A 21874-nucleotide genomic window follows, 5' to 3' on the forward strand; every position below is an offset into this window, starting at 1 on the left:
TTGTTGTATGTCTCTGGTTCAGGCACGTGGCGGCGTGCTGCCTGCATCCACCAGTGAATTCATCGGCCGGGAAACGGAATTGGACCGGTTGGGCGCGTTGCTGGACGGTGACGCGCGCCTGGTCACTTTGGTCGGCCCCGGTGGGATCGGCAAGACGCGATTGGCGGCGGAGGGGCTACGCCGCGGCGCACGTGCCAGGCGCAGGCCGATCTACTGGGCTCGGCTGGCCGAGTTGGAGCCCGACAGCACGGCCACCGCGCAGGATGTGATGCAGTCGGCGGTGCGCACGGATCTCGAGTCCCGGCCGACCCGTGGCGCGCTGGTACGCACGTTCAGCAGCGGTAACCGTTCCGCCGACCGCGCTGTGCTGGTGCTGGACAACTGCGAGCATCTGCTCGGCGCCGTCGCCGCGATGATCGCCGATCTGCGCGAGGCCGCGCCGGGGCTGACCATCCTGGCCACCAGCCGGGAGCCGATCGGCTGGGTCGACGAGTACATCCTGGCCGTGCCCCCGCTGTCCCCGCCCCAATCCCTCGCTTTGTTCCGCCAACAGGCCCAACTCATCGGGCGGGCGATCCCCGACGCCCGCGAGCAGGTTGCCGTCGCCGCGCGGATCTGCCGCCGGGTCGATCACAACCCGCTGTTCATCCGGCTGGCGGCGGCGCGCCTACGGCATCAGCCGCCGGTCATGGTGTTGCGTGAGCTGACCGGCGACGCCGATGACAAGCGTCTGCACTGGACGCACGGGGCACGCGCGGGCGCCGAGGAGCGCCACCGTGGCGTGTACGACGTCGTCGCCTGGTCCTTCGCACTGTGCAGCGCGCAAGAGCAGCTGCTGCTCGAGCGGCTCTCGGTCTTCGCGGCGGGCTACGAGACCCACGACGAGTCTCTGCGCGGCGGCATCGAGCTCGACGCCGCGATCGCGGTGTGTGCGGACGATGCCCTGCCCGAGGGGGAGATCGAACACCTACTGGAACGGCTGATCGAACAATCGCTGGTGTCGGCGCATCTCACCGCGCAAACGGTCAGTTGGTACCTGGTGGAAAGCGTCCGTGTCTTCGCCCGAGACCGGCTACGCCACCGCGACCGCGGCGAGTCCGACCGTCTCGCCGCCCGGCATCGTCGGTACTTCCGGGACAGGGTTGTCGCCACACAGGCCATGTGGCTCGGCCCGCAGGACGGGGCGTGGCTGGAGTGGGCGCGGTCGGCATGGAACGACATCGTGCTCGGCATCGAATCCGGCCTCGCCGATCCCGCGGAGGCCGTCGTCGCGCTGGAGACTGCCACCGTCCTGCTGTCGATGAAAGTTCCGTTCGTGAAATCCGGTGCCGGCGCGCTCACCCGGCTGACCGAACGCGCGCTGGAGGCCACCAAGGGGTCCGGGCTCGGTCCCGCCGGCCTTGGTGAGCTGGCGACCGCCCTGCTGGGCTGGATCGCGCTCTGGCAGGGGCGGCCCGATCACATCCCGCAGCTGCTCGCGGGCTGTGTCGCTCTCCCGGGGCCGCAGGATGCGTGCACCGGTCCGCGCTCCACCGACGTCGATTTCGGGCTGCCCGCTCCGGTTGAATGGATGTGGGGACTCGAGCTGATGCTGGTGCGCGGCGATCCGCGCGCGATCACGGTGCTCACCCGCGCTCGGCGCAAGTTCACCGAGCTCGGCGACCGCATAGGCGCCGAGCGCAGCGACGTGTTCGTGGCGTTCTGCTCCGCCCTCGTGGGCGACCGGCAGGAGGCGCTGGACAATACCGCGCGGTTCCTGGAGCGCTCGGTATCGTCGGGCTCGACGCTGTCGACGGCGTGGGCCGAGATCGCGCGCGCGGTGGCGCTGGCCAAGCACGGGTCCGCGGCCGAGGCGCTGGCGATGACCAACGGCGTGCTCACCCGCCACCGAGGTGAGCGGGACACCTGGACGGCGAGCTGGGCGGTCGGCGCGCACATCGTCGCCCTCGCCCAGGTCCTCCTCGAAGACCTGGCCTCCGGCGGCGATCCCGCCACCGCGAGTGCGTCGGCCACTGAAATTGCCTATCTGGTAGGGAGTTTCAAGACGCGTCAGCGTTCGATGGGGATCGCGATCGACCAGGTTCCGCTGATCGCCGCCGAAATCCGCAGCGCTGCCGAGGTTTCTCGCGCGTTGCTGGGTGACCGGACGTACGCGGCGGCTGAGCGGCGGACCCGACTGCGGCCGGAGCTGGACGAGTTGTGGTGGACAGCGACCGATTCGGCGTCCACCCCCCGGCGACCAGTCCGGCCCTCCGATACCCGCCCGACATCGCAGCGGCCCACGTCCCGCTGGAGCGAGTTGTCCAAGGCCGAACGTGACGTCGCCGTCTTCGCGGCCGCGGGCTGGCCCAACAGTGCGATCGCGTCCCGGCGGCACAGCTCCATCCGGACGGTCGACGCTCAGGTCGCCGCCATCCGGCAGAAGCTGATGATCTCCTCCCGCGCCGATATCGTGGGCCACATTCCCGACGAGCTCGTCGATCGCGTCCGGTACGAATCTGAACGAGGACCCCGCCGTGCCGGCAAGGGAACGCGCAGTCGATAGGCTGCTCCGACCGATGGTTATTGATCGATAGGTGCACCTGCATGTCGGAACTGAACCGCGGCGGTGGTGACGGCCCCGCCGCGCCCAGTGAGTTCGTGGGCAGGCACGCCGAGCTGCGGCAGGTCGACGTGCTGCTGGGGTCGCCGAATGCCCGGCTGATCACCCTGGTCGGACCGGGTGGCATCGGCAAGACGACGCTGGCGGCCGAGGCTGTGCGCCGGTACCGGGACGCGGCGCGGCACACGGTCTACTGGACACGGCTTGCCCGCCTGGCGCCCGGCGCGGAGACCGGAGCGGTTGCCGAGGAGGTGGTGCAGTCGGTCGCGAAGGGCGGCATCGCGGGCCGGTCCGCCTGGGACGCCCTCGTGGACACTTTCAGCGGTGGTGACGCGGGCGAAACCCACCGGACGATCCTGGTGCTGGACAACTGTGAGCACGTGCTCGACGGGGTGGCGCCGCTGATCGTGGGCCTGCTGGAAGTGGTGCCCGAACTGACCGTTGTCGCGACCAGCAGGGAACCGGTCGGCTGGATCGACGAGCACCTGGTGGCCGTGCCGCCGCTGTCAAGCGATCACGCCCTCGCGCTGTTCCGGCGGCGCGCCCAACTCACCGGACGGCCTATTCCGGAGGAGCCGGGACAACTTGCCATCGCCGCGCGGATCTGCGGGCATGTGGACAACAACCCGCTGTTCATCCGGCTGGCGGCAGCCCGCCTGCTGCACCGGCCGCCCGCGATCGTGCTGCGCGAACTGTCCGGCGATACCGACGACCGGCGTATGCAGTGGTCCCACGGCGCCAGGGGTGGAGTCGGAGAACGCCACCGCAGCGTCCGCGACGTGATCGCCTGGTCCTACGGTCTGTGTACCGACCGCGAACAGCTGCTGCTGGACCGGATGTCGGTGTTCGCTACCGGATTCGACACCGACAGCGACGAAACCCCTTCCGGCGGAGCGGACTCCGATGCCATCGCGGCGGTGTGCGCGGACCCGGCGTTGCCGGAGCAGGACATCGATCGTTTGTTGGAGCGTCTGGTCGAACGGTCGCTGCTCTCCGTGCACATCACGGCGGTCACGGTCCGGTACTACCTGCTCGAGAGCGTCCGGGTGTTCGTGCGAGACCGGCTGTCGGTCCGCGGCGACGACCTGGACGAGGTGCGCCTGTTGGCCCGGCACCGGCGCTACTACCGGGACCGGGTCGCCGCGGGCCCTGCCACCTGGTACGGCCCACGAGAACAGGGCTGGCTCGACTGGGCGCGCGCGGCGTGGGACAACATCCTGATTGCCATCGAGACCAGTCTCGCCGACCCCGAGGAGGCCGTCGTCGGCCTGGAGACCGCTACGACGCTGATGGCGCTGCGTGTCCCGTTCATTACCGGATCCAACCGTGCCATCACCGGTCTCACCGAACAGGCCCTCGAAGCCACCCGGTTCGTCGACCCGCCGCCGACCCGGCTGCGGATCAACGCGACAGCGCTGGTCGGATGGATCGCCATCTGGCAGGGCAGACACGTATACACTGCGCAGCTGCTGGACGAATGCGCCGCGGAGTGCCTGTCCGACCCGGATCTGCGCCGCCGCTGGCGCGAGAGCACCGCCGTCGACATCGGCTTGCCCGCCGCGGTCGAGTTCACCTGGGGCCTCGAGCTGTTGCTCGTCCACCTCGACCTGCGGGCGGTCGACGTCTTGGCGAGGGCACGAAGGAAGTTCGCCGCCGCCGGCGATCGGGCGGGAGAGCAGCGCAGCGAGTTGTTCGAGGCGCTCACCTGCGCGAACCTCGGTGACGCCGACTTGGCGCTCAATGTCGCGCGCGGTCACTTGGACCGGGCTGTCGCCTCCGACGCGGGTTGGGCGATCTCCTGGGCGGAGCTTGCCTGGATGATCGCGGTGTCCAGACACGGTGACCCACACGAGGCGGTGAAGCTCGGACAGTCGACTCTGGAGCGGGTGCTGACGACCGGGGACACCTGGACAGCGGGCTGGGTTGCCCACTTCATCACGATGGCGCTGACCTATATTCTGTCCGCCCGGATCGCCGCCGGCGACGCCGGCCGGGCCGCATTGACCGCCGCAGCCACCCGAATCGCCCATCTCCAGGGTGGAATCGCCACGCTGCACCGTTCGATGGGCATCGTCGCGGACCGGGTGACACTGGTAGCGCGCGGTACTGCCCATGCCATCGAGGTCGCGACCTCGGTCATCGGCGCGGAGACCTATACGGCCGCGGCCGGTCGCGGTGCCCGCTTGCGGCCGGAACATGATGAGCTGCAACGGTTTCTACTCGGCAGGCTCGCCATCGACCAGGTGCCGCGCCCGCGCCCGCAGGTCAGGGCGACCGCCTCGCGCTGGCACGAGTTGACGCCCGCGGAACGCGAGGTCGCGGTGCTCGCCGCCGCGGGCTGGGCAAACAGCGCCATCGCCGCGCGCAGGGGTAGTTCGATTCGGACGGTCGACGCCCAGGTCGCAGCCGTCCGCAGGAAGTTGATGGCGGCCACCAGGGCCGACATCACCTGGCATGTACCGGATCACCTCGAGGAGCGGCTACGGCTCGAATCCGAGCAGCGGGCGATGCGAACGCAGCTGCGCCCGTAACCGTCGCGACGGTTACGGGCGCAGCTGCGGTTCGATTCCGGTCAGGTCAGTGAGCCGTCGTAGCAGAGGCTCGCCGACCGCCAGGACTTCTGCGGCGCGGAGCCCGGGTCGAAGGCCCACTGGTCGATCGGCCCGGCGGCCTTCCAGAACAGCCCGCCCCGTCCGTCCGCGACCACCTGATACACGTCCTCGGAGCCCTCGATGAGCTGGCTTCCGACGCAGTAGTCGTTGTACTCCGTGCCGAACTGGCGTGCACCCGCGCTGAACAGGCCGGCGGGGTTGGTGTACGCGCCTGGGTTGGGGACGGTGCTCCGCTGCCCCGCCGCGTTCCCGCGGTGCCAGTACGGAGCGCCGAACTGATCGGTTCCGCAGGAGAAGCTCGAGCCGCCCGCGACGACCGTGTCGCCCTGACCGTGGGCGCCGCCCGCCCAGAGACAGGCAGCACCCTCGGCCTCTGCGGTGCCCGCGCCGAGGCTGAGGCCGCCCACCGCCATCGCGGCCGACGCCAGCAGCATGAGCGTGCGCGCCGTGGTGGAGCGCTTCTCGGTACCCGCGGACGTGGCGCGCAGCCCTCTGATTGTGATCATCGGTGTTTCTCTTTCGTGCTAGAGCTTGGTCCGGTGGATATCGATCGGACCTGGGGATCTTGTTGCTTCAGGTAATGTGCCGCTATATAGCGGCACATTTAATGGGGAAAGTTCGATGAGGGGACGGTTCGAGGCGACGCACCCGCCGCGGGGGAGTGCGTCGACCGCGAGGTCACTGGCACCAGCTGGCCTGCGGGCGGCACACGGTGTAGCCGCTGCCGTCCGGCCGCTGCACCTGCGACCAGCTCGAGCTGCCGTTGTCACCCGTGCCGGTCTGGCTCGGCGCGGGCTGGCTCTGGCGCTGGTAGTACTCGCGCAGGGCGTTGTTGTGCTCGTTTTCCCGCAGCGGGCTGCGGTCCCGGTGGTGGTAGCCCCTGGGATCGATGTGGTGCCAGCCGGTGGTGTCGCCCGAGCCGTTGCGGGGATCGGAGGGGCCCCCGTGCGGCTCGGCGGCGGCGAGGCCAGCGCCGCCCGCTGTGATGGCGCCGATGATCGCGGCACAGGTGAGCAGTCGCCGGGCGGCGGTGTTGGTGGTCATCGTAAGTCTCCGTTCGGATTTGAGCTGTGGTCGGCGGTGCCGCTCGCGGATCGGTCGACCCGGCGAGCGTCGGTGGTCGGAGCAGCCGCCGAAGAATGGGGTGGGGAAGGGGTCCGGGCGGCAGCCGTCGCGGTCGTCGTCGCGGTCGCGGTGCGGTGCCGGTCGTCACGGTCCCGGTCGTTGTGGAGTGCGAAGCCCGGCCTGTCGTTTCCATGGCGGCCCGGGCGTTCGGGGCTCGATGCCGCGACGGTGGCGTCGGGCTCGGCCAGCGCTTCGGTCGGCGTCGGGGTTTCCGGCGTGGCCGCTATCGCGCTCACGATCAGCGGGCGGACGAGCCAGGTCTGTGTCCGTCGCTGTGGTGGCGTGATCCCGGTCATTGTCGAAGTCCGTTCTCTCGTCACCTCGGGGCTCGGGGAGCGGGCCGGTGTGGCCCGCTCGATCGCTCCCCATCTATCGTGCCGTTGGATAACGTCACATTAACTGACGGGTCGATAGTTGTCGAGGGGTTTTCTCAGGAATGGGAAGCCTCAATGGCGGGCTGTTTGCCCGTCGGTGCGACTACCTGCGGCGATTCCGGCCTTTTTTGGGCAGAGTTCGCTTGCGGTTTCATTAGAAATACGGCCGATCGACCGTATTGTTTGGGGTGTGGTCGACGTCAGCGAAACCGCGGGTGCGAAGTTGGGCGGGTCAGCGGGGTGCCGTGTGCGGCGATGGCACAGGGCATGGCAGGTAGCGTCCGTAGGAGGTGCAGGCGCCTCGGCCGCGGCCCGAACTCGACGGGCAGGCGGGGCGTCGCGCAAAGCGCCCGATCACGACGGTCGCAGAAATCCATCGATGCTGCGGCGGGCGCGATCGGCGGCCTCGACGTCGGCGATCCGCAGGGCGGTGTTGGTCGCGCAGAGCACGGCGTCGATCTGGAACGCGACCAGATCCGTGTCCAGCGCGGCGATCTCACCGGCCGACACTGCGAAGCGCAGTTCGCGTTCCAGCAGGCCGACCCATTCTCGCTGGTCGCGAAACAGGGCGTCGCGGACCGGGCCCGGCTTGCTGTCGTACTCGGCCATGGTCGCGACCCGGAAGCATCCGCCCGCGAACAACGGCGTCTCGGCGTAGACCATCCAGTGCCCGACCAGCGCCCGCAGCCGGGCGACGCCGTGCGCCGCGGGCCGCGCCGGTTCGACGACTGCCTCGACGAACCGGTCGCGTGCGTAGTCGACGGCGGCCAGCTGCAGCGCCTCCTTGGTGCGGAAAAGGGTCTGGATCCCCGCCTTGCTGAGCCCGGTATCGGTGGCGAGCCTGCCGAAGCTCAGGCCGGCCAATCCGTCCATCGAGGCGATGTCGACCGCCTGTCGCAGTACCGTCGCTCGCGTCTTCGCGCCACGCAGTAGGCGCTTGTCGGTGATCTCGTCGGTGCGCCGCAAGGAGCGGAGTTGGGGGTCCTGGCCGCCTTCCATACGGTCGATCGTACTCATGTATATCTCGGATCGAACTCAACCGAGAGAGCTGACCGGCCGCCCGGCGGCGCACCACGCCGAGAACCGAGCGCCGCCGCATGGGCGACCTTCACAGCCGCGGGTCGACCGGCTCGGATTCCAGCGCGAGGACCGCGAACACTGCCTCGTGGATCCGCCACAGCGGTTCGCCCGCGGTGAGCCGGTCCAGCGCCTCCAGACCCAAGCCGTATTCCCGCAGCGCCAGTGAGCGTTTGCGTCCCAGGCCACGGGTGCGCAGGCGATCGATGTTGGCGGGCCGCAGGTACTCCGGGCCATAGATGATCCGCAGATATTCCACGCCACGGCATTTCACGCCGGGTTGAACCAGGCGGCCGTCGTGGGCCGCATCGCCGGTCCGGGTGCGGACCAGCGAAGCCAACGGTTTCACCACCATTCCCTCACCGCCTGCCGCTGTCAGCTCGGTCCACCACGAGACCGCGGCGGCCTCGCTGTCCGGATCGTCGAGATCGACATGCACGTGTCGGGTTGGCGCCAACAGTGCGGGATCGGCCGCGACCAGCCGGTCGATCCGGTCGAGATGCCAATCGTGATCGCGGACCGCGAGATTCGCGCCCTCGGCGGCGAGGATCTGGAACGGCGCCAGCCGCAACCCGGCCATGCCCTCGACCGGCCAGCAGTAGCGACCGTAGGCGGCGGTGAACGCCGCCGCGTCGCCCGCACGCGCTGACGTGCGCGCCGCGAGGTCGGCGACATCCAGCCCACGCGCCGCGACAGCACCGAGCACCTCGGTGGCGGCGCCGAGCGCGGACCTGGCCGCGGCGCCCACCGCGGCGTACTGGTTGCGGAGCAGGCCGACTGCCTTGGCCGACCATGGCATCAGCTCGGCGTCCAGCAGCAGCCATTCGCTGCGCAGTTCCTCGAACAGGCCGGCGGCGCCGGCGGCCGCGCGGACGCCGGCCAGCAGCGACTCGGTCTGCGCGGGATCGTCGAAGAACGGGCGTCCGGTGCGGGTGTAGAGCGCTCCGGTGCCGCCGTCGTCGATGCCGAAACGGTCGCGTGCCGCGGTCACCGAACGCGCCACGAGGACGATGGCCCGCGAGCCCATGTGCTTCTCCTCGCACACAAGTCGCCGCACCCCTTCGGTGCGGTAGTAAGCGAACGCCTCGGCGGGGTGCTCCAGGAAGCCCGCCAGCTGCGAGGTCGCGCACGGTGCCATGGTCGGTGGCAGGTAGACCAGCCGCCGGGGGTCGAGGGCGAAGCGGCTCATCACCTCGAGCGCGGCGCTCGCGTTCTCCTCGCGCACGCCGACCCTGCCGTGGTAGCGGGTCTCGATGACGCGACGGCCGAGCACGTCGTCGAGGTCGAGCACGCCGGGGTCGCGGCGCACCACGCCATCCGGCGTCACACCGGTGACGGCCTGCAGTGGGCGCACCGGCTCATACCAGACCTGTTTCGCGGCAACGGATACCGGCTCGCGCTCCGGATAGCGCAGCGCCGACAGCCGACCGCCGAATACGACGCCGGTGTCCAGGCAGAGAGTGTTGTTCACCCACTGCAGGTCGAGCACCGGCGTGTGCCCATACAGCACGGTGGCGCGGCCGCGATAGTCGTCGGCCCATGGGTAGCGCACCGGAAGACCGTATTCGTCGGTTTCCCCGGTGGATTCGCCGTACATCGCGAAGGACCTGACCCGGCCCGACGCACGGCCGTGATACTCCTCCTTCAGCCCCGCGTGCGCGACGACGAGCTTGCCTTCATCCAGCACGTAGTGGCTGACCAGCCCCCGGCAGAACTCGTGCGCCGCCTTACGGAAGTCCGCGCCCTCGGCCTCCAGTTGGGCAAGGGACTCGGCGAGGCCGTGCGCGATACGGACCTTCTTGCCGTCCAGCGCACGCACCAGCTTGTTCTCGTGATTTCCAGTGACGCACAGAGCCGTACCCGCGGCCACCATACCCATCACGAGGCGCAGCACACCGGGGGTGTCCGGTCCGCGGTCGACCAAGTCGCCGACGAACACCGCAGTGCGCCCGCCCGGGTGTCGCGCGCCGACGGCTCGGTCCCGGTCGTCCCGCTCCAAGACGTATCCGAGTTCGCCGAGCAGCGTCTCCAATTCGCTACGGCAACCGTGCACGTCGCCGATCACGTCGAAGGGGCCGGCGTGGTCGCGCTTGTCGTTCCACGCCTTCTCGTCGACCAACGTCGCGGCGTCGATCTCCTCGACGCCGCGCAGCACGTACACCTTGCGGAACCCTTCGCGCTCCAGTCCACGCAGGCTGCCGCGCAGTTCGCGCTGCTGCCTGGCGACAACGTGCGCGCCGAGGTCGGCCCGGTCGGCGCGGCGCGCATTGCGCTCCAGGCACACCGTATCCGGCACGTCCAGCACGATCGCGACCGGGAGCACGTCGTGCGTACGGGCCAGCGCGATCAACTCCTTGCGCGACCGCACCTGCACGTTGGTGGCGTCGACGACTGTACGCAGGCCGCGCCGCAGCCGGATGCCCGCGATGTGGTGTAGCAGCGCGAACGCCTCCGGAGTCGCCGCCTGATCGTTCTCGTCGTCGCTGACGACCCCGCGGCAGCTATCCGACGACACGATGGCGGTCGGCCGGAAATGCTTGCGCGCGAATGTCGACTTGCCCGATCCGGTGCTACCCACGAGCACCACCAGCGACAGCTGGGGTACCGAAAGCTCTGTCATGACCCGTCCCTGGTTTCGCGCTTGGTGAACACCGCCATCTGCGTCGGCGGCCCGAGTTCGGGGTCCGCCACGCCGATCGGCACATACCGCACCGTGTACCCGTGCCGCGCCGCTACGCCGCCGCTCCAGTCGGCGAATTCCGCACGGGTCCATTCGAATCGGTGATCGGCGTGGCGGAACTGTCGGGCCGTCAATCCCTCGAACCGTTCATTGATCTCGGCGTTCGGCGTCGTGACCACCACCGTGGTTGGTACCGCGGCGGTGAACACCGCGTGTTCGAGCGCGCCGAGTCGCGGCGGGTCGACATGCTCGATCACCTCCATCAGCACAGCGGCGTCGTAGCCGCGCAGCCGGGCGTCGGTATACGTCAGAGCGCCTTGCCGCAGCGTGAGGCGACGCGACACCTGCTCCGGCAGGTGGTCGACGCGCAACCGGCGCTCGGCGATATGCAATGCCCGCATCGACACGTCGACGCCGACGATCTCACTGAATGCCGTGTCCGCCAGTAGGTCCCGCAACAGTGCGCCCTCACCACACCCGAGATCGAGCACGCGTCGTACGCCTGCCTCGTGCAGGGCGGCGAGCACTGCCGCGCGGCGGACCACCGCGAGTGCCGGTGTACGCGTGCTGGTTTCGGAATCGTCCGAAGCCGAGCCGGAGGTGGCACCGGCTGTTCCGTCGGATTCCCTGTCCGACGCCTCTGCCGCGTTGAGACATTCGCCCTCGGGCGCGGCACCCGGCACCGCGGTAGCTGTCGTGCCTGCTGCGTCGAGAGCGCCGCCGACGACTGTGCGCGTCACCGCGTCGGCGGAGCGCACTACGTCGGCCGAATCGTGCGACGGCTCCGCGTCATCGGTCTCGTCGACCGCGTCCAACTGCTCGGGTTCGACATCGTCCACCTCGGCGAGCCGCGCCAGCGCTGTTCGCACCAGTGACTGCCGCCGCGCCAGATACCGCCGCGTGATCCAGCCGCGCTCCGGGTGCCCGCCGAGCCATCCGCCACCGGCCCTGATCAGCTTGTCCACCTCCTCGTCCGCCACCAAGTAGTGCTTGGCTCCGTCGAGCACCGGAAGCAGCACATAGAGGTGGGACAGGGCGTCGGAGAGCCGCACGGTGCCGTCGAGTTCGATGCGGAGCAGATGGGAGTCGCCCCAGTCCGGAAAGGCCGGGTCGAGTGGGAGGGGGGTCGCCGTCACCGTCCAGCCGAGCGGTGCGAACAGCCGCTCGGCCACGGCCGCACCACCGCGACACGGCACCGACGGCAACGCGACGCGCAGTGGCAGCGGCGTACGCGCCAGCTCGGGCCGCAGATCGCAGCGGCCGTGCAGTGCGGTGCGGAATACCGCCCCGATCGCCACGGACAGCAACGAGGACGCCGCGTACGGCCGATCGTTGACGTACTGGCCGAGGCTGAAATCCGGCGTGCTGCGCGCACGTCCGCGTACCAACCGAATCGGGTCCACCTCGAGCAGCAGCGCCGCCGTGCACTTGGCGTCGGTGGCCTCCGGGTACACGACATGCGCTGTGCCGTAGGACTGTTCGAACGCCTGCACGCGGCAGGGGTTCTTGTGCAGCAGGAACCCGAGGTCGGTCGCAGGCCACCCGGCGCCGTCCCGCGGCGTACAGGTGATCGTGAGGAGCATCCTGCGATCGTCGCCCAGCCGACCGGACCACGCAAGGAATTTCGCGCTGCGTCAGGCGCTCCGATACGGCCAGGTCCAGTCCGCGACTTCGGGGATGTCCGCGCCGTACTCCCTCGTCCACGCCCGTGCGCTCCATCGCGCGTCGACCATTTCCTGGCGCAGTCCGGCAGCCTGCTCACGCAGGTTCGGCACGCGATCGATCACATCCATGACCAGGTGATAGCGATCGAGGTCATTGAGCATCACCATGTCAAACGGCGTGGTCGTTGTGCCCCGCTCCTTGTAGCCGCGCACGTGCATCTCGCCGTGGTTGTTTCGCCGGTAGCTGAGCCGGTGGATCAGCCAGGGGTAGCCGTGGAAAGCGAAGATCACCGGCCGGTTGTAGGTGAACAGCGTGTCGAACTCGCTGTCGGGTAGGCCGTGCGGATGCTCGTCCTGCGGCTGCAGCCGCATCAGGTCGACCACGTTGATCACCCGAATCCGCAACTCGGGCAGTCGTTCTCGCAGAATCGCCGCGGCAGCGAGGGTTTCCAGCGTCGGCACGTCGCCCGCGCAGGCGAGTACCACGTCCGGGGTGGTACCGAGCGCATCGTTGTGGCCCGCCCAGTCCCAGATGCCGATGCCGCGCGCGCAGTGCGCGGCCGCGTCGTTCACCGAAAGCCAGTCGGCCTGTGGTTGTTTGCCCGCGACCACCACATTGACGTAGTGCCGCGAACGCAGGCAGTGGTCGTAGGTGGACAGCAGCGTGTTGGCGTCCGGCGGCAGATACACGCGCACGATCGACGGCTTTTTGTTCAGCACCACATCGAGGAAGCCGGGGTCCTGGTGGGTGAAGCCGTTGTGATCCTGCCGCCAGACGTGCGAAGAGAGTAGGTAGTTCAGGCTGGCGACCGGCCGCCGCCATGGCACTGCCGCGCTGGCGTCGAGCCATTTGGCGTGCTGGTTGAACATGGCGTCCACGATGTGGATGAACGCCTCGTAGCAGGTGAACACCCCGTGCCTGCCGGTGAGCAGATAGCCCTCCAGCAGGCCCTGGCACATGTGCTCGGACAGCACCTCGATCACCCGGCCCGCGGGGTCGAGTTTCTCGTCGTACGCGCCGATCTCGGCCTGCCAGTCGCGCCCGGTGACGTCGAGAATGTCCTGCAGCCGATTGCTGGCCAGCTCGTCGGGCGCGAAGGTGAGGAAGTTGTCCGGGTTCTGTCTGGTGACCTCGCGCAACCACCCGCCGAGCACCCTCGTCGCCTCATGCTGAGTCGCGCCGGGCGCGGTCACCTCGACGCCGAACTCACGCCAATCCGGCAGGCGCAGGTCGCGGACCAGGGTGCCGCCGTTGGCGACCGGGTTGGCGCTCATTCGCCGATCGCCCTCGGGTACTTGGTCGAGCAGCTCCGACACCGGCATGCCCGCCTCGTCGAACAGTTCTTCCGGGCGGTAGGACCGCAGCCACTGCTCCAGGGTCTCCCGGTGGCTCGGGTCGGCGCGCGCGGCGGGCAGCGGGACCTGGTGGGCGCGGAAGGTGCCCTCGACCTGAGCGCCGTCCACCACCGGTGGGCAGGTCCAGCCCTTCGGCGTGTGCAGCACGATCATCGGCCAGATCGGCCGTACCCCGTTGGTTCCGGCACGCGCGGCGCGCTGGATCTGGGCGATGCGCTCCAGGCAGGTGTCCACCGCGCCTGCCATGGCTTGGTGCACCGCCGCGGGATCGCTGCCCGAGACGATGATCGGCTCGTAGCCGTAGCCATGCAGGAGTGCGACCAGTTCCGTCTCCGGGATGCGCGCGAGAATGGTCGGATTCGCGATCTTGTACTCGTTCAGCGCCAGGATCGGCAGCACCGCGCCGTCGCGCGCCGGGTTGAGGAACTTGTTCGCGTGCCAGCTCGTGGCCAGGGGACCCGTTTCCGCCTCGCCGTCGCCGATCACGCAGAACACGGTGAGGTCCGGATTGTCCAGCGCGGCGCCGAAGGCGTGCAGCAGCGAGTAGCCGAGCTCGCCGCCCTCATGGAAGGAGCCGGGAGTCTCCGGCGCGCAGTGGCTCGGGACGCCGCCGGGGAAGGAGAACTGTGCGAACAGCGCGCCCATGCCGGTGACGTCCTGCGGAATGTGGCCGTACAGCTCGGAATACATGCCTTCCAGCCAGGCGCACGCGTTCGGACCCGGCCCGCCGTGACCGGGGCCCGCGACGAAGACCGCGTCGAGACCGCGCTGCCGGATCGCGCGATTGGCGTGCGCCCAGACCAGGTTCAGGCCGGGCACGGTGCCGAAGTGGCCGAGCAAACGCGGTTTGATGTGCTCGGCGAGCAGCGGTTCACGCAGCAGCGGGTTGCTCATCAGGTAGATCTGGCCGACGGCGAGATAGTTGGCCGCGCGCCACCAAGCATCGATCGACGTCAGCTCGTCGCGAGCCAGCGGACCCGGCACGTCCGCCAGGCGGTAGGAGCGTGGCGCGACGGTGTCGCCGCCGGTGCTGCCGACGTTGTCGGCCGAGGTATCGCCACCTGCACTTGCCATGGGGGTCATGCGCCGACTCTCCTCACGCTCGGGGCATCGGTGGAGCGGCGCCATGAGGACCGCTGTCCCGGATCCTGCACCGCTGCCGATCGGAATCGACAACGCCGTATGGAGAATGCCCCGTCAGCCTAGCGGGATGCGACGTTCCGGGTCGGCGAAAGCACGACGCGGTGCGCCGGATGACGGACGGCGCGCCCCTGCGTGGTCCGCTCCCACGTGGTCTAGGGTCCGCCGCATGCACACACTCGGCAGGATCATCGGGATCGGCACCATCGCGGCGACGGCCATCGCGCTGGCAGCTTGCGGCTCGGACGACGACACGTCCTCCGCGACCGCCTCGTCCGCGAAGACCACCGTGTCGGCGGGCGCGTCCGCCGCGCAGCGCCCGGCCACGCAGAGCAAGGGCCGCGAATGCACCGCCGAGGACATCGGCGTCACCGGCGAGTTCGGCACCGCGCCGACGATCACCATCCCGGACAGCTGTGACCCGCCCAAGCAGCTGATCGTCACCGACCTGAGCGAGGGCAGGGGGCCCGGCGCCGAGACCGGTCAGCAGCTGACCATGAACTACGCGCTGATCACTTGGTCCGACAAGAAGAAGCTGGACAGCTCGTTCGACCGCGGCACGCCGTTCCAGCTCACCCTCGGCGCGGGCCAGGTCATCGACGGCTGGGATCAGGGGTTGGCCGGCGTGCGGGAAGGCTCCCGCAGGCTGCTGATCGTGCCGCCGGACCTGGGCTACGGCGCGGGTGGACGCGGTATCGCGCCGAACGAGACGCTGGTCTTCGTCACCGACGCGGTCTCGGTGGGGAAGTAGAGGGGGCCGCCGAGCCCCCGGAAACACCGCCGAGTGCAGGCCCCCTCGGCCGGTCAACTAACCTGGTCGGGATGCCTACGCCGCATCCCTCATTCGTTTCGGCCGAGGCCGGGGCCCCGGCTCGGGTCACCGCCGAGGGGGAGTGTGGCGGTCGGCACGCAGGCTGCTTCGCCTGCCATTCCGACGTCCGGGGTGCGTGGTGGAGCCGGTAAACCGAACGTCAACCAGTACGAACAACGAACAAGGAGCATGTCCGTGAAGAGCACCGTCGAGCAGCTGAGCCCGACCCGGGTCCGGATCAATGTCGAGGTGCCCTTCGAGGAACTGAAGCCGGACTTCGACCGTGCGTACAAGGCCCTGGCCAAGCAGGTCCGGATTCCTGGCTTCCGTCCTGGCAAGGCGCCCGCGAAGCTGCTCGAGGCCCGTCTCGGCCGTGGCGCGATCTTGGAGCAGGTCGTCAACGACGCGCTGCCCGGTCGCTACAGCGAGGCCGTCACCACCTCCGAGGTGAAGGTCATCGGTCAGCCCGACATCGAGATCACCAAGATCGAGGACGGCCAGGAGCTCGCCTTCACCGCCGAGGTCGACGTGCGCCCGGAGATCACTCTGCCCGATTACGAGAGCATCACGGTCACCGTCGACTCGGTCACCATCGGCGACGAGGATATCGAGGAGCAGCTGCAGTCACTGCGTCAGCGCTTCGGCACCCTGACCGGTGTCGAGCGTGCGGTGCAGGAGGGCGACTTCGTATCGATCGACCTGTCGGCGACCGTTGACGGCGAGGAGGTGCCAGAGGCCGCCACCACCGGCCTGTCCCACGAGGTCGGGTCCGGCCAGCTCATCGAGGGCCTGGACGAGGCGCTGACCGGGCTGTCGGCGGGCGAGTCCAAGGACTTCACCTCGACGCTGGTCGCAGGCGAGCATGCGGGCAAGGACGCCGTTATCACGGTGACGGTGCAGACCGTCAAGGAGCGCGAGCTGCCCGAGGCCGACGACGAGTTCGCCCAGCTGGCCAGCGAATTCGACACCTTGGACGAGCTGAAGGCCGACCTGCGCGACCGCGTCGAGCGGGTCAAGAAGGTGCAGCAGGCGGGCGAGATCCGCGATAAGGTGCTGGAGACCCTGCTCGAGCAGGTCGAGGTGCCGCTGCCGGACGCCGTGGTGCAGGCCGAGATCGACGCGGTGACCCACGACGCGGTGCACGGCTTCGATCACGACGAAGCGAAGTTCGCCGAGTCGCTGGAAGCCCAGGGCAGCACCCGCGAGGAGTTCGACTCCGACACCAAGGAGGCCGCCGAGAAGTCGGTGAGGACCCAGCTGCTGCTGGACGCTATCGCCGAAGCGGAGGGCACCCAGGTCGGCCAGGAGGAGCTCACCGAGCGGATCTTGTTCCAGGCGCAGCGCTACGGCCTGTCTCCGGAGCAGTTCATCCAGCAGGTGCAGCAGGCGGGCCAGCTCGGCGCGGTTTTCGCCGACGTGCGCCGCGGCAAGGCGCTCGCGGGTGTGGTCGGCAGGGTTACCGTCACCGACTCGGAGGGCAATGCCGTGGACACCACCGAAATGTTCGGTGGCCCCGAGGATCCCGCGGACGAGGACACGGCCGCCGAGACCGCCGCCGCGAGCGCCGAATAATTCCGTGGAATACCGGCGCGATCGGCGCCCGAGGGGTGCACTGATTGCGCTGAGAGCGAAGAAGGGCGGTACCGGGAGTTCGGTGCCGCCCTGCTTCGTTAATGTTTGTGACAAAGCGAACCAGAGATGGCTGTTCGGCAATCAGCAACGAGCCGGCGAGAGAAGGCAGGTATCCGTGACAATCAACCAGGCAGGGGTCATGACAACCGCGACTGCTGGTCTCAACCTCAGTGATTCCGTGTACGAGCGCCTGCTGCGTGAGCGCATCATCTTCCTCGGCACCCAGGTCGACGACGACATCGCGAACAAGCTGTGCGCGCAGATCCTTCTGCTCTCGGCCGAGGATCCCATCAGGGACATTTCGCTCTACATCAACTCGCCGGGCGGTTCGGTGACCGCGGGTATGGCCATCTACGACACGATGCAGTTCGCCGAGTGCGATATCGCCACCTACGGCATGGGTCTGGCCGCGTCGATGGGGCAGTTCCTGCTCACCGCGGGCACCAAGGGCAAGCGTTACGCGCTGCCGCACGCGCGGATCATGATGCACCAGCCCTCGGCGGGCATCGGTGGTTCGGCCGCCGACATCGCGATCATGGCCGAGCAGTTCGCCCACACCAAGCGGGAGCTGAACGAGCTGCAGGCGATGCACACCGGCAGGTCCGTGGAGCAGGTCACCGTCGATGCCGACCGTGACCGCTGGTTCACCGCGAAGGATGCGCTCGAATACGGCTTCATCGACCACGTGATCAGCCACGCGAACCAGGCCAACGGCGCCGAGAAGTAACTCCCGGATCACCCACAGGCCGCCCGGATGAGCGAATGTCCGTCGGCCGCACAGACTTTGGAGACGAACATGGCCAATCCGATCGACCCGCGTGCCGGCCTGTCCGGCATCGCACCGCAGAGCCCGCAGGCGCGCTACATCCTGCCGTCGTTCATCGAGCATTCGAGCTTCGGTGTCAAGGAGTCCAACCCATACAACAAGCTGTTCGAGGAGCGCATCATCTTCCTCGGCGTGCAGGTGGACGATGCCTCGGCGAACGACATCATGGCGCAGCTGCTCGTACTGGAGTCGCTGGATCCCGACCGCGACATCACCATGTACATCAACTCGCCGGGTGGCTCGTTCACCTCACTGATGGCCATCTACGACACCATGCAGTACGTGCGCGCCGACGTCGCCACGGTGTGCCTCGGTCAGGCGGCCTCCGCCGCGGCCGTGCTGCTCGCCGCGGGCACGCCCGGCAAGCGTGCCTGCCTGCCCAACGCCCGCGTGCTGATCCACCAGCCGTCGCTGGAGGGTGGTATCCAGGGGCAGGTGTCGGATCTGGAGATCCAGGCGGCCGAGATCGAGCGGATGCGTCGCCTGATGGAGAGCACCCTCGCGCGGCACACCGGCAAGGATGCCGACACCATCCGCAAGGACACCGACCGGGACAAGATCCTGACGGCCGAGGACGCCAAGGAGTACGGGATCATCGACACGGTGTTCGACTACCGCAAGCTGAGCGCTCAGAAGTAACGCTTCGGGAGGTCGTTTCCGGGTAATCCCGGGGAGGGTGAATTGCCGATCCCGGCGGCAGCTCACTCGTAAATTGTTCTACAACAGGGAATTCCGGCCGGGAGGTATGCCACTCGGGCATGTCGTCCGGCCGGACTGCTCTTCGCAGTGTCAGCGGTTCGAAAAATCCTTCGGACCAGGCGTTGCGGGCAGTCGGTCGAAGCTCGTGCCGGCGATCTGACGGACAGATCGCATTCCGGTGCCGTGAGAACTCGCACAACCCGCCGGAGAAACATGCTCGAGTTGTCGACCTCCATCCCACACACCGGGTACGGTCAACCTAGGGACCTTTGCTCCCGGTTGACAGCACTGCATGATGCTCCGGAAAGCAGTCGATGCGTTTGCGGCTGCTGCGGAGGCAGCGGACAGCTGGCAACCTGGACGGACGGTTGCACGCGGACAAGGAAGTAGGGACCCACGAGATGGCGCGCATCGGAGATGGCGGCGATCTGCTGAAGTGTTCTTTCTGCGGAAAGAGCCAGAAGCAGGTCAAGAAGCTCATTGCGGGACCAGGGGTGTACATCTGCGACGAGTGCATCGATCTCTGCAACGAGATCATCGAGGAGGAACTCGCCGAGTCCAGCGAGGTCAAGCTCGATGAGCTGCCCAAGCCCGCTGAGATCCGGGATTTCCTGGAGAACTACGTCATCGGGCAGGACACTGCTAAACGCACCCTCGCGGTGGCCGTCTACAACCACTACAAGCGCATTCAGGCCGGCGACAAGAGCCGCGACAGCCGCGGCGAGATCGTCGAGCTGGCCAAGTCGAACATTCTTATGCTCGGTCCCACCGGCTGTGGCAAGACCTATCTGGCCCAAACGCTGGCGAAGATGCTGAACGTACCGTTCGCCATCGCGGACGCCACCGCGCTCACCGAGGCGGGCTATGTCGGCGAGGACGTCGAGAACATCCTGCTGAAGCTGATTCAGGCCGCGGATTACGATGTCAAGCGCGCCGAGACCGGCATTATCTACATCGATGAGGTCGACAAGATCGCCCGCAAGAGCGAGAACCCCTCGATCACCAGGGACGTTTCCGGCGAGGGCGTGCAACAGGCGCTGCTGAAGATCCTGGAGGGCACTCAGGCGAGCGTGCCGCCGCAGGGCGGGCGCAAGCATCCGCACCAGGAGTTCATCCAAATCGACACCACCAACGTGCTGTTCATCGTGGCGGGCGCGTTCGCGGGCCTGGAGAAGATCATCTCCGACCGCACCGGTCACCGCGGCATCGGTTTCGGTGCCGAGGTCAGGTCCAAGGCCGAGATCGACACCACCGACCACTTCGCCGACGTCATGCCGGAGGACCTGATCAAGTTCGGCCTGATCCCCGAGTTCATCGGCCGCCTCCCCGTCGTCGCCTCGGTGACCAACCTGGACAAGGAATCCCTGGTCAAGATCCTCTCCGAGCCGAAGAACGCGCTGGTCAAGCAGTACGTCCGACTGTTCGAGATGGATGGGGTCGACCTCGAGTTCACCGACGACGCGCTGGAGGCGGTCGCCGACCAGGCGATCCTGCGCGGGACCGGTGCCCGTGGCCTGCGGGCGATCATGGAGGAAGTCCTGCAGCCCGCGATGTACGACATTCCGAGCCGCGACGATGTCGCCAAGGTGGTCGTCAACGCGGGCACCGTCAACGACAATGTGCTGCCGACCATCGTGCCGCGCAAGGCGCAGCGGGCGGAGCGCCGGGAGAAGTCGGCGTAATTGCAGTGGCGGGGTTGTAATACCCGGTCTACCGGGTATATACCCCTATGTGGGTCGGCCGCATCGGTCTCCGTTTGCGCATGGTCACCGGGCCGCGCTGCGTGGATCGACCGCTCCAGGTCGCCGCTGAGGTCGCTTGCTTCGATCGAGCGCATCACGAGGTTGCCGCCGCGGTGCTGAACGCGGCGTGAGGTCGCGCCGATGACTACGATCGGACCATGTTTGACAACCGGCGTCTGGAGCGCAAGGTCGACGCGCTGAACTTCAAGCTCGATCTGATCATGCAGCACCTCGGTATCCGGGAACTGCCTTCGGCTGAGCCCGTTCGGACTGTGGCAGCTGTGCCCAATGGTGACGGCATGGGCGAGATCGACTCGCTTCTGGCGGAGGGCAAGAAGATTCAGGCCATCAAGCGATACCGAGAACTGACCGGGTCTGGGCTCAAAGAAGCCAAGGAGGCTGTTGAGCGGCGGTACCCGTACTGAGCCACTGCTTTTCGCGGGCGAACTGCCCGTCGTGGGCGTTAACTCATGAATTGTGCTTCAGCACAGTGGGTTTCGCGACATTGCGTGGGCCGCTAGGGCTCCAGAACGGTTCCGTGCAAGGCCACCAGCAGCCGCCAGGTCTGGGCCGCCACTTGTGCGGGAGTGCCCTCGATTGCGCCGTGCAGCCAGTCGGCGAGTATGCCCGCGAACGCCGCCGCCACCGCCGACGCCACCAGGTCCGCGGCAGGCGCGGCCGCCAGCGTGCGTTCCGTCCGACTGTGTTCGCGCAACTCCTGGTGCAGCAGTTCGCCGAGCGGACCGCTGCCTCCGGGCCGCAGCAGCGTCTGGTAGAGCGCGGCGTGCGGTGCGAGCCCGTCGAAGAAGTCCGTCAATGCCGCCGGTGGATGCGCAGGCTCCGGTGTCCCGCGCCAGGCGTGCAGGGCCGCCACCGCGTCTCGGACAACCTCCGCGCAGGCATCCACTGCCAGTGCCTGTGCGTCGGAGTAATGCAGGTAGAACGCCGATCGGCTCACACCGGCGCGTCGCACCACTGCGGCCACACTGACCTGTTCCAGCGAACGCTCCCTGCATTCGGTGAGTAGTGCGGCCCGCAACTTCGCCCGAGTCCGTGCCGCTCGTGGATCACCATCGCTCATCCGGCGATCAGGACCGCGGCCAACCCGAGCGCCGCGGGCAGCGTCTGCGCGATCAGAATCCGCGGATTCGCCGTGATCGCACCGTAGATCCCCGCGATCAGCACGCATACCAGGAAGAACACCGTCACCTGAAATCCGACCGGGTCGTCTGCCACCAGCCCCCACACCAGCCCGGCTGCCAGAAACCCGTTGTACAACCCCTGATTCGCCGCCAGTGGCTTGGTCGCCACCGCCATCTCCGCATCGAACCCCGACAGCTGTCGCCCCGGCGCCCGATCCCATAAAAACATCTCCAACACCATGAAGTAAGCCTGCAACGCCGCCATCAACCCGACCAGCACACCCGCAACAACCGCCATTGACCGGCTCCTTCCGTCAGATTTTCTGAACAACTGTCCATAAATTATGGACAGTTGTCAAGAAACCTCGCTTCGGCTCGGGGTGTCGTCGGCA

Annotated in this window: 17 protein-coding genes; 8 read left to right on the forward strand and 9 right to left on the reverse strand. The window is 68.1% G+C overall.

From position 1 onward, the window contains the following. The first annotated feature begins 7 nt into the window (after window positions 1–7). Together OHB12_RS32020 and OHB12_RS32025 are read left to right on the forward strand one after the other, a co-directional pair. A complete protein-coding gene (locus tag OHB12_RS32020; RefSeq protein ID WP_327113630.1) occupies window positions 8–2545 on the forward strand; it encodes an ATP-binding protein in 2538 nt (845 codons plus the stop codon). A 41-nt stretch (window positions 2546–2586) separates the two neighbouring features. Then, window positions 2587–5133, forward strand: a complete 2547-nt coding sequence (locus OHB12_RS32025) for an ATP-binding protein (RefSeq protein ID WP_327113632.1) — start codon at window positions 2587–2589, stop codon at window positions 5131–5133. A 41-nt stretch (window positions 5134–5174) separates the two neighbouring features. Here OHB12_RS32025 and OHB12_RS32030 read toward each other — a convergent pair whose 3' ends face one another. The 7 genes from OHB12_RS32030 to OHB12_RS32060 form a co-directional block, all read right to left on the reverse strand. Beyond that, window positions 5175–5720 carry a hypothetical protein gene (locus tag OHB12_RS32030; RefSeq protein ID WP_327113634.1) on the reverse strand — a complete coding sequence of 182 codons (546 nt, stop codon included), beginning with the start codon at window positions 5718–5720 and terminating at the stop codon, window positions 5175–5177. Window positions 5721–5892: 172 nt separating this feature from the next. Then, window positions 5893–6258, reverse strand: coding sequence for a hypothetical protein (locus tag OHB12_RS32035; protein ID WP_327113636.1), 366 nt, complete (start codon window positions 6256–6258; stop codon window positions 5893–5895). After that, window positions 6255–6635, reverse strand: coding sequence for a hypothetical protein (locus tag OHB12_RS32040; RefSeq protein ID WP_327113638.1), 381 nt, complete (start codon window positions 6633–6635; stop codon window positions 6255–6257). The genes OHB12_RS32035 and OHB12_RS32040 overlap by 4 nt, the downstream gene beginning before the upstream one ends. A 432-nt stretch (window positions 6636–7067) precedes the next feature. Further along, window positions 7068–7712 (reverse strand): TetR/AcrR family transcriptional regulator, encoded by a 645-nt coding sequence (locus tag OHB12_RS32045; RefSeq protein ID WP_442800156.1) that lies wholly within the window; start codon window positions 7710–7712, stop codon window positions 7068–7070. A gap of 109 nt (window positions 7713–7821) precedes the next feature. Further along, on the reverse strand, window positions 7822–10410 hold the full coding sequence (locus OHB12_RS32050) for a polynucleotide kinase-phosphatase (protein WP_327113642.1): 2589 nt from the start codon (window positions 10408–10410) through the stop codon (window positions 7822–7824). Then, window positions 10407–12053 (reverse strand): 3' terminal RNA ribose 2'-O-methyltransferase Hen1, encoded by a 1647-nt coding sequence (locus OHB12_RS32055; RefSeq protein ID WP_327113644.1) that lies wholly within the window; start codon window positions 12051–12053, stop codon window positions 10407–10409. Before OHB12_RS32055 ends, OHB12_RS32050 begins: the two co-directional genes overlap by 4 nt. A gap of 51 nt (window positions 12054–12104) precedes the next feature. Next, window positions 12105–14573 (reverse strand): phosphoketolase family protein, encoded by a 2469-nt coding sequence (locus tag OHB12_RS32060; RefSeq protein WP_327113645.1) that lies wholly within the window; start codon window positions 14571–14573, stop codon window positions 12105–12107. A 226-nt stretch (window positions 14574–14799) separates the two neighbouring features. On the opposite strand from OHB12_RS32060, the gene OHB12_RS32065 reads away from it, so the two are divergent. The 6 genes from OHB12_RS32065 to OHB12_RS32090 all read left to right on the forward strand — a co-directional run bounded on the left by OHB12_RS32065 (window position 14800) and on the right by OHB12_RS32090 (window position 20765). Then, the gene (locus tag OHB12_RS32065; protein ID WP_327113648.1) at window positions 14800–15381 is read left to right on the forward strand and encodes an FKBP-type peptidyl-prolyl cis-trans isomerase; all 582 of its coding nucleotides are present in this window, start codon (window positions 14800–14802) and stop codon (window positions 15379–15381) included. A gap of 255 nt (window positions 15382–15636) precedes the next feature. Then, window positions 15637–17013, forward strand: a complete 1377-nt coding sequence (gene tig / locus OHB12_RS32070) for a trigger factor (protein WP_442799893.1) — start codon at window positions 15637–15639, stop codon at window positions 17011–17013. A 199-nt stretch (window positions 17014–17212) separates the two neighbouring features. Further along, window positions 17213–17800, forward strand: a complete 588-nt coding sequence (locus OHB12_RS32075; protein WP_327113652.1) for an ATP-dependent Clp protease proteolytic subunit — start codon at window positions 17213–17215, stop codon at window positions 17798–17800. Between the two features lie 108 nt (window positions 17801–17908). After that, window positions 17909–18538: an ATP-dependent Clp protease proteolytic subunit gene (locus tag OHB12_RS32080; protein ID WP_327121661.1), complete on the forward strand. Its 630-nt coding sequence runs from the start codon at window positions 17909–17911 to the stop codon at window positions 18536–18538. Between the two features lie 461 nt (window positions 18539–18999). Continuing rightward, window positions 19000–20280, forward strand: a complete 1281-nt coding sequence (gene clpX, locus OHB12_RS32085) for an ATP-dependent Clp protease ATP-binding subunit ClpX (protein ID WP_327121663.1) — start codon at window positions 19000–19002, stop codon at window positions 20278–20280. Between the two features lie 218 nt (window positions 20281–20498). Further along, window positions 20499–20765, forward strand: a complete 267-nt coding sequence (locus tag OHB12_RS32090) for a ribosomal protein L7/L12 (protein ID WP_327113653.1) — start codon at window positions 20499–20501, stop codon at window positions 20763–20765. A 92-nt stretch (window positions 20766–20857) separates the two neighbouring features. On the opposite strand, the gene OHB12_RS32095 is transcribed toward OHB12_RS32090, so the two are convergent. Together OHB12_RS32095 and OHB12_RS32100 are read right to left on the reverse strand one after the other, a co-directional pair. Beyond that, window positions 20858–21421: a TetR/AcrR family transcriptional regulator gene (locus tag OHB12_RS32095; RefSeq protein WP_327113655.1), complete on the reverse strand. Its 564-nt coding sequence runs from the start codon at window positions 21419–21421 to the stop codon at window positions 20858–20860. Then, complete coding sequence (locus OHB12_RS32100) at window positions 21418–21780, reverse strand: DUF1304 domain-containing protein (protein WP_327113657.1); 363 nt, start codon at window positions 21778–21780, stop codon at window positions 21418–21420. Before OHB12_RS32100 ends, OHB12_RS32095 begins: the two co-directional genes overlap by 4 nt. Between the last annotated feature and the right edge of the window lie 94 nt (window positions 21781–21874).

Origin of the sequence: Nocardia sp. NBC_01730, assembly GCF_035920445.1 — a bacterium.
In the GTDB taxonomy this organism is placed as follows: Bacteria; Actinomycetota; Actinomycetes; order Mycobacteriales; family Mycobacteriaceae; genus Nocardia.

Coding starts and splice junctions, on each gene's coding strand:
- OHB12_RS32035 (WP_327113636.1), bottom strand. CDS start 6,258: ATGACCACCAACACCGCCGCCCGGCGACTGCTCACCTGTGCCGCGATC.
- OHB12_RS32090 (WP_327113653.1), top strand. CDS start 20,499: ATGTTTGACAACCGGCGTCTGGAGCGCAAGGTCGACGCGCTGAACTTC.
- OHB12_RS32055 (WP_327113644.1), bottom strand. CDS start 12,053: ATGCTCCTCACGATCACCTGTACGCCGCGGGACGGCGCCGGGTGGCCT.
- OHB12_RS32060 (WP_327113645.1), bottom strand. CDS start 14,573: ATGACCCCCATGGCAAGTGCAGGTGGCGATACCTCGGCCGACAACGTC.
- OHB12_RS32075 (WP_327113652.1), top strand. CDS start 17,213: ATGACAACCGCGACTGCTGGTCTCAACCTCAGTGATTCCGTGTACGAG.
- OHB12_RS32025 (WP_327113632.1), top strand. CDS start 2,587: ATGTCGGAACTGAACCGCGGCGGTGGTGACGGCCCCGCCGCGCCCAGT.
- OHB12_RS32050 (WP_327113642.1), bottom strand. CDS start 10,410: ATGACAGAGCTTTCGGTACCCCAGCTGTCGCTGGTGGTGCTCGTGGGT.
- OHB12_RS32020 (WP_327113630.1), top strand. CDS start 8: ATGTCTCTGGTTCAGGCACGTGGCGGCGTGCTGCCTGCATCCACCAGT.
- OHB12_RS32065 (WP_327113648.1), top strand. CDS start 14,800: ATGCACACACTCGGCAGGATCATCGGGATCGGCACCATCGCGGCGACG.
- OHB12_RS32040 (WP_327113638.1), bottom strand. CDS start 6,635: ATGACCGGGATCACGCCACCACAGCGACGGACACAGACCTGGCTCGTC.
- OHB12_RS32095 (WP_327113655.1), bottom strand. CDS start 21,421: ATGAGCGATGGTGATCCACGAGCGGCACGGACTCGGGCGAAGTTGCGG.
- OHB12_RS32045 (WP_442800156.1), bottom strand. CDS start 7,712: ATGGAAGGCGGCCAGGACCCCCAACTCCGCTCCTTGCGGCGCACCGAC.
- OHB12_RS32100 (WP_327113657.1), bottom strand. CDS start 21,780: ATGGCGGTTGTTGCGGGTGTGCTGGTCGGGTTGATGGCGGCGTTGCAG.
- OHB12_RS32030 (WP_327113634.1), bottom strand. CDS start 5,720: ATGATCACAATCAGAGGGCTGCGCGCCACGTCCGCGGGTACCGAGAAG.
- clpX (WP_327121663.1), top strand. CDS start 19,000: ATGGCGCGCATCGGAGATGGCGGCGATCTGCTGAAGTGTTCTTTCTGC.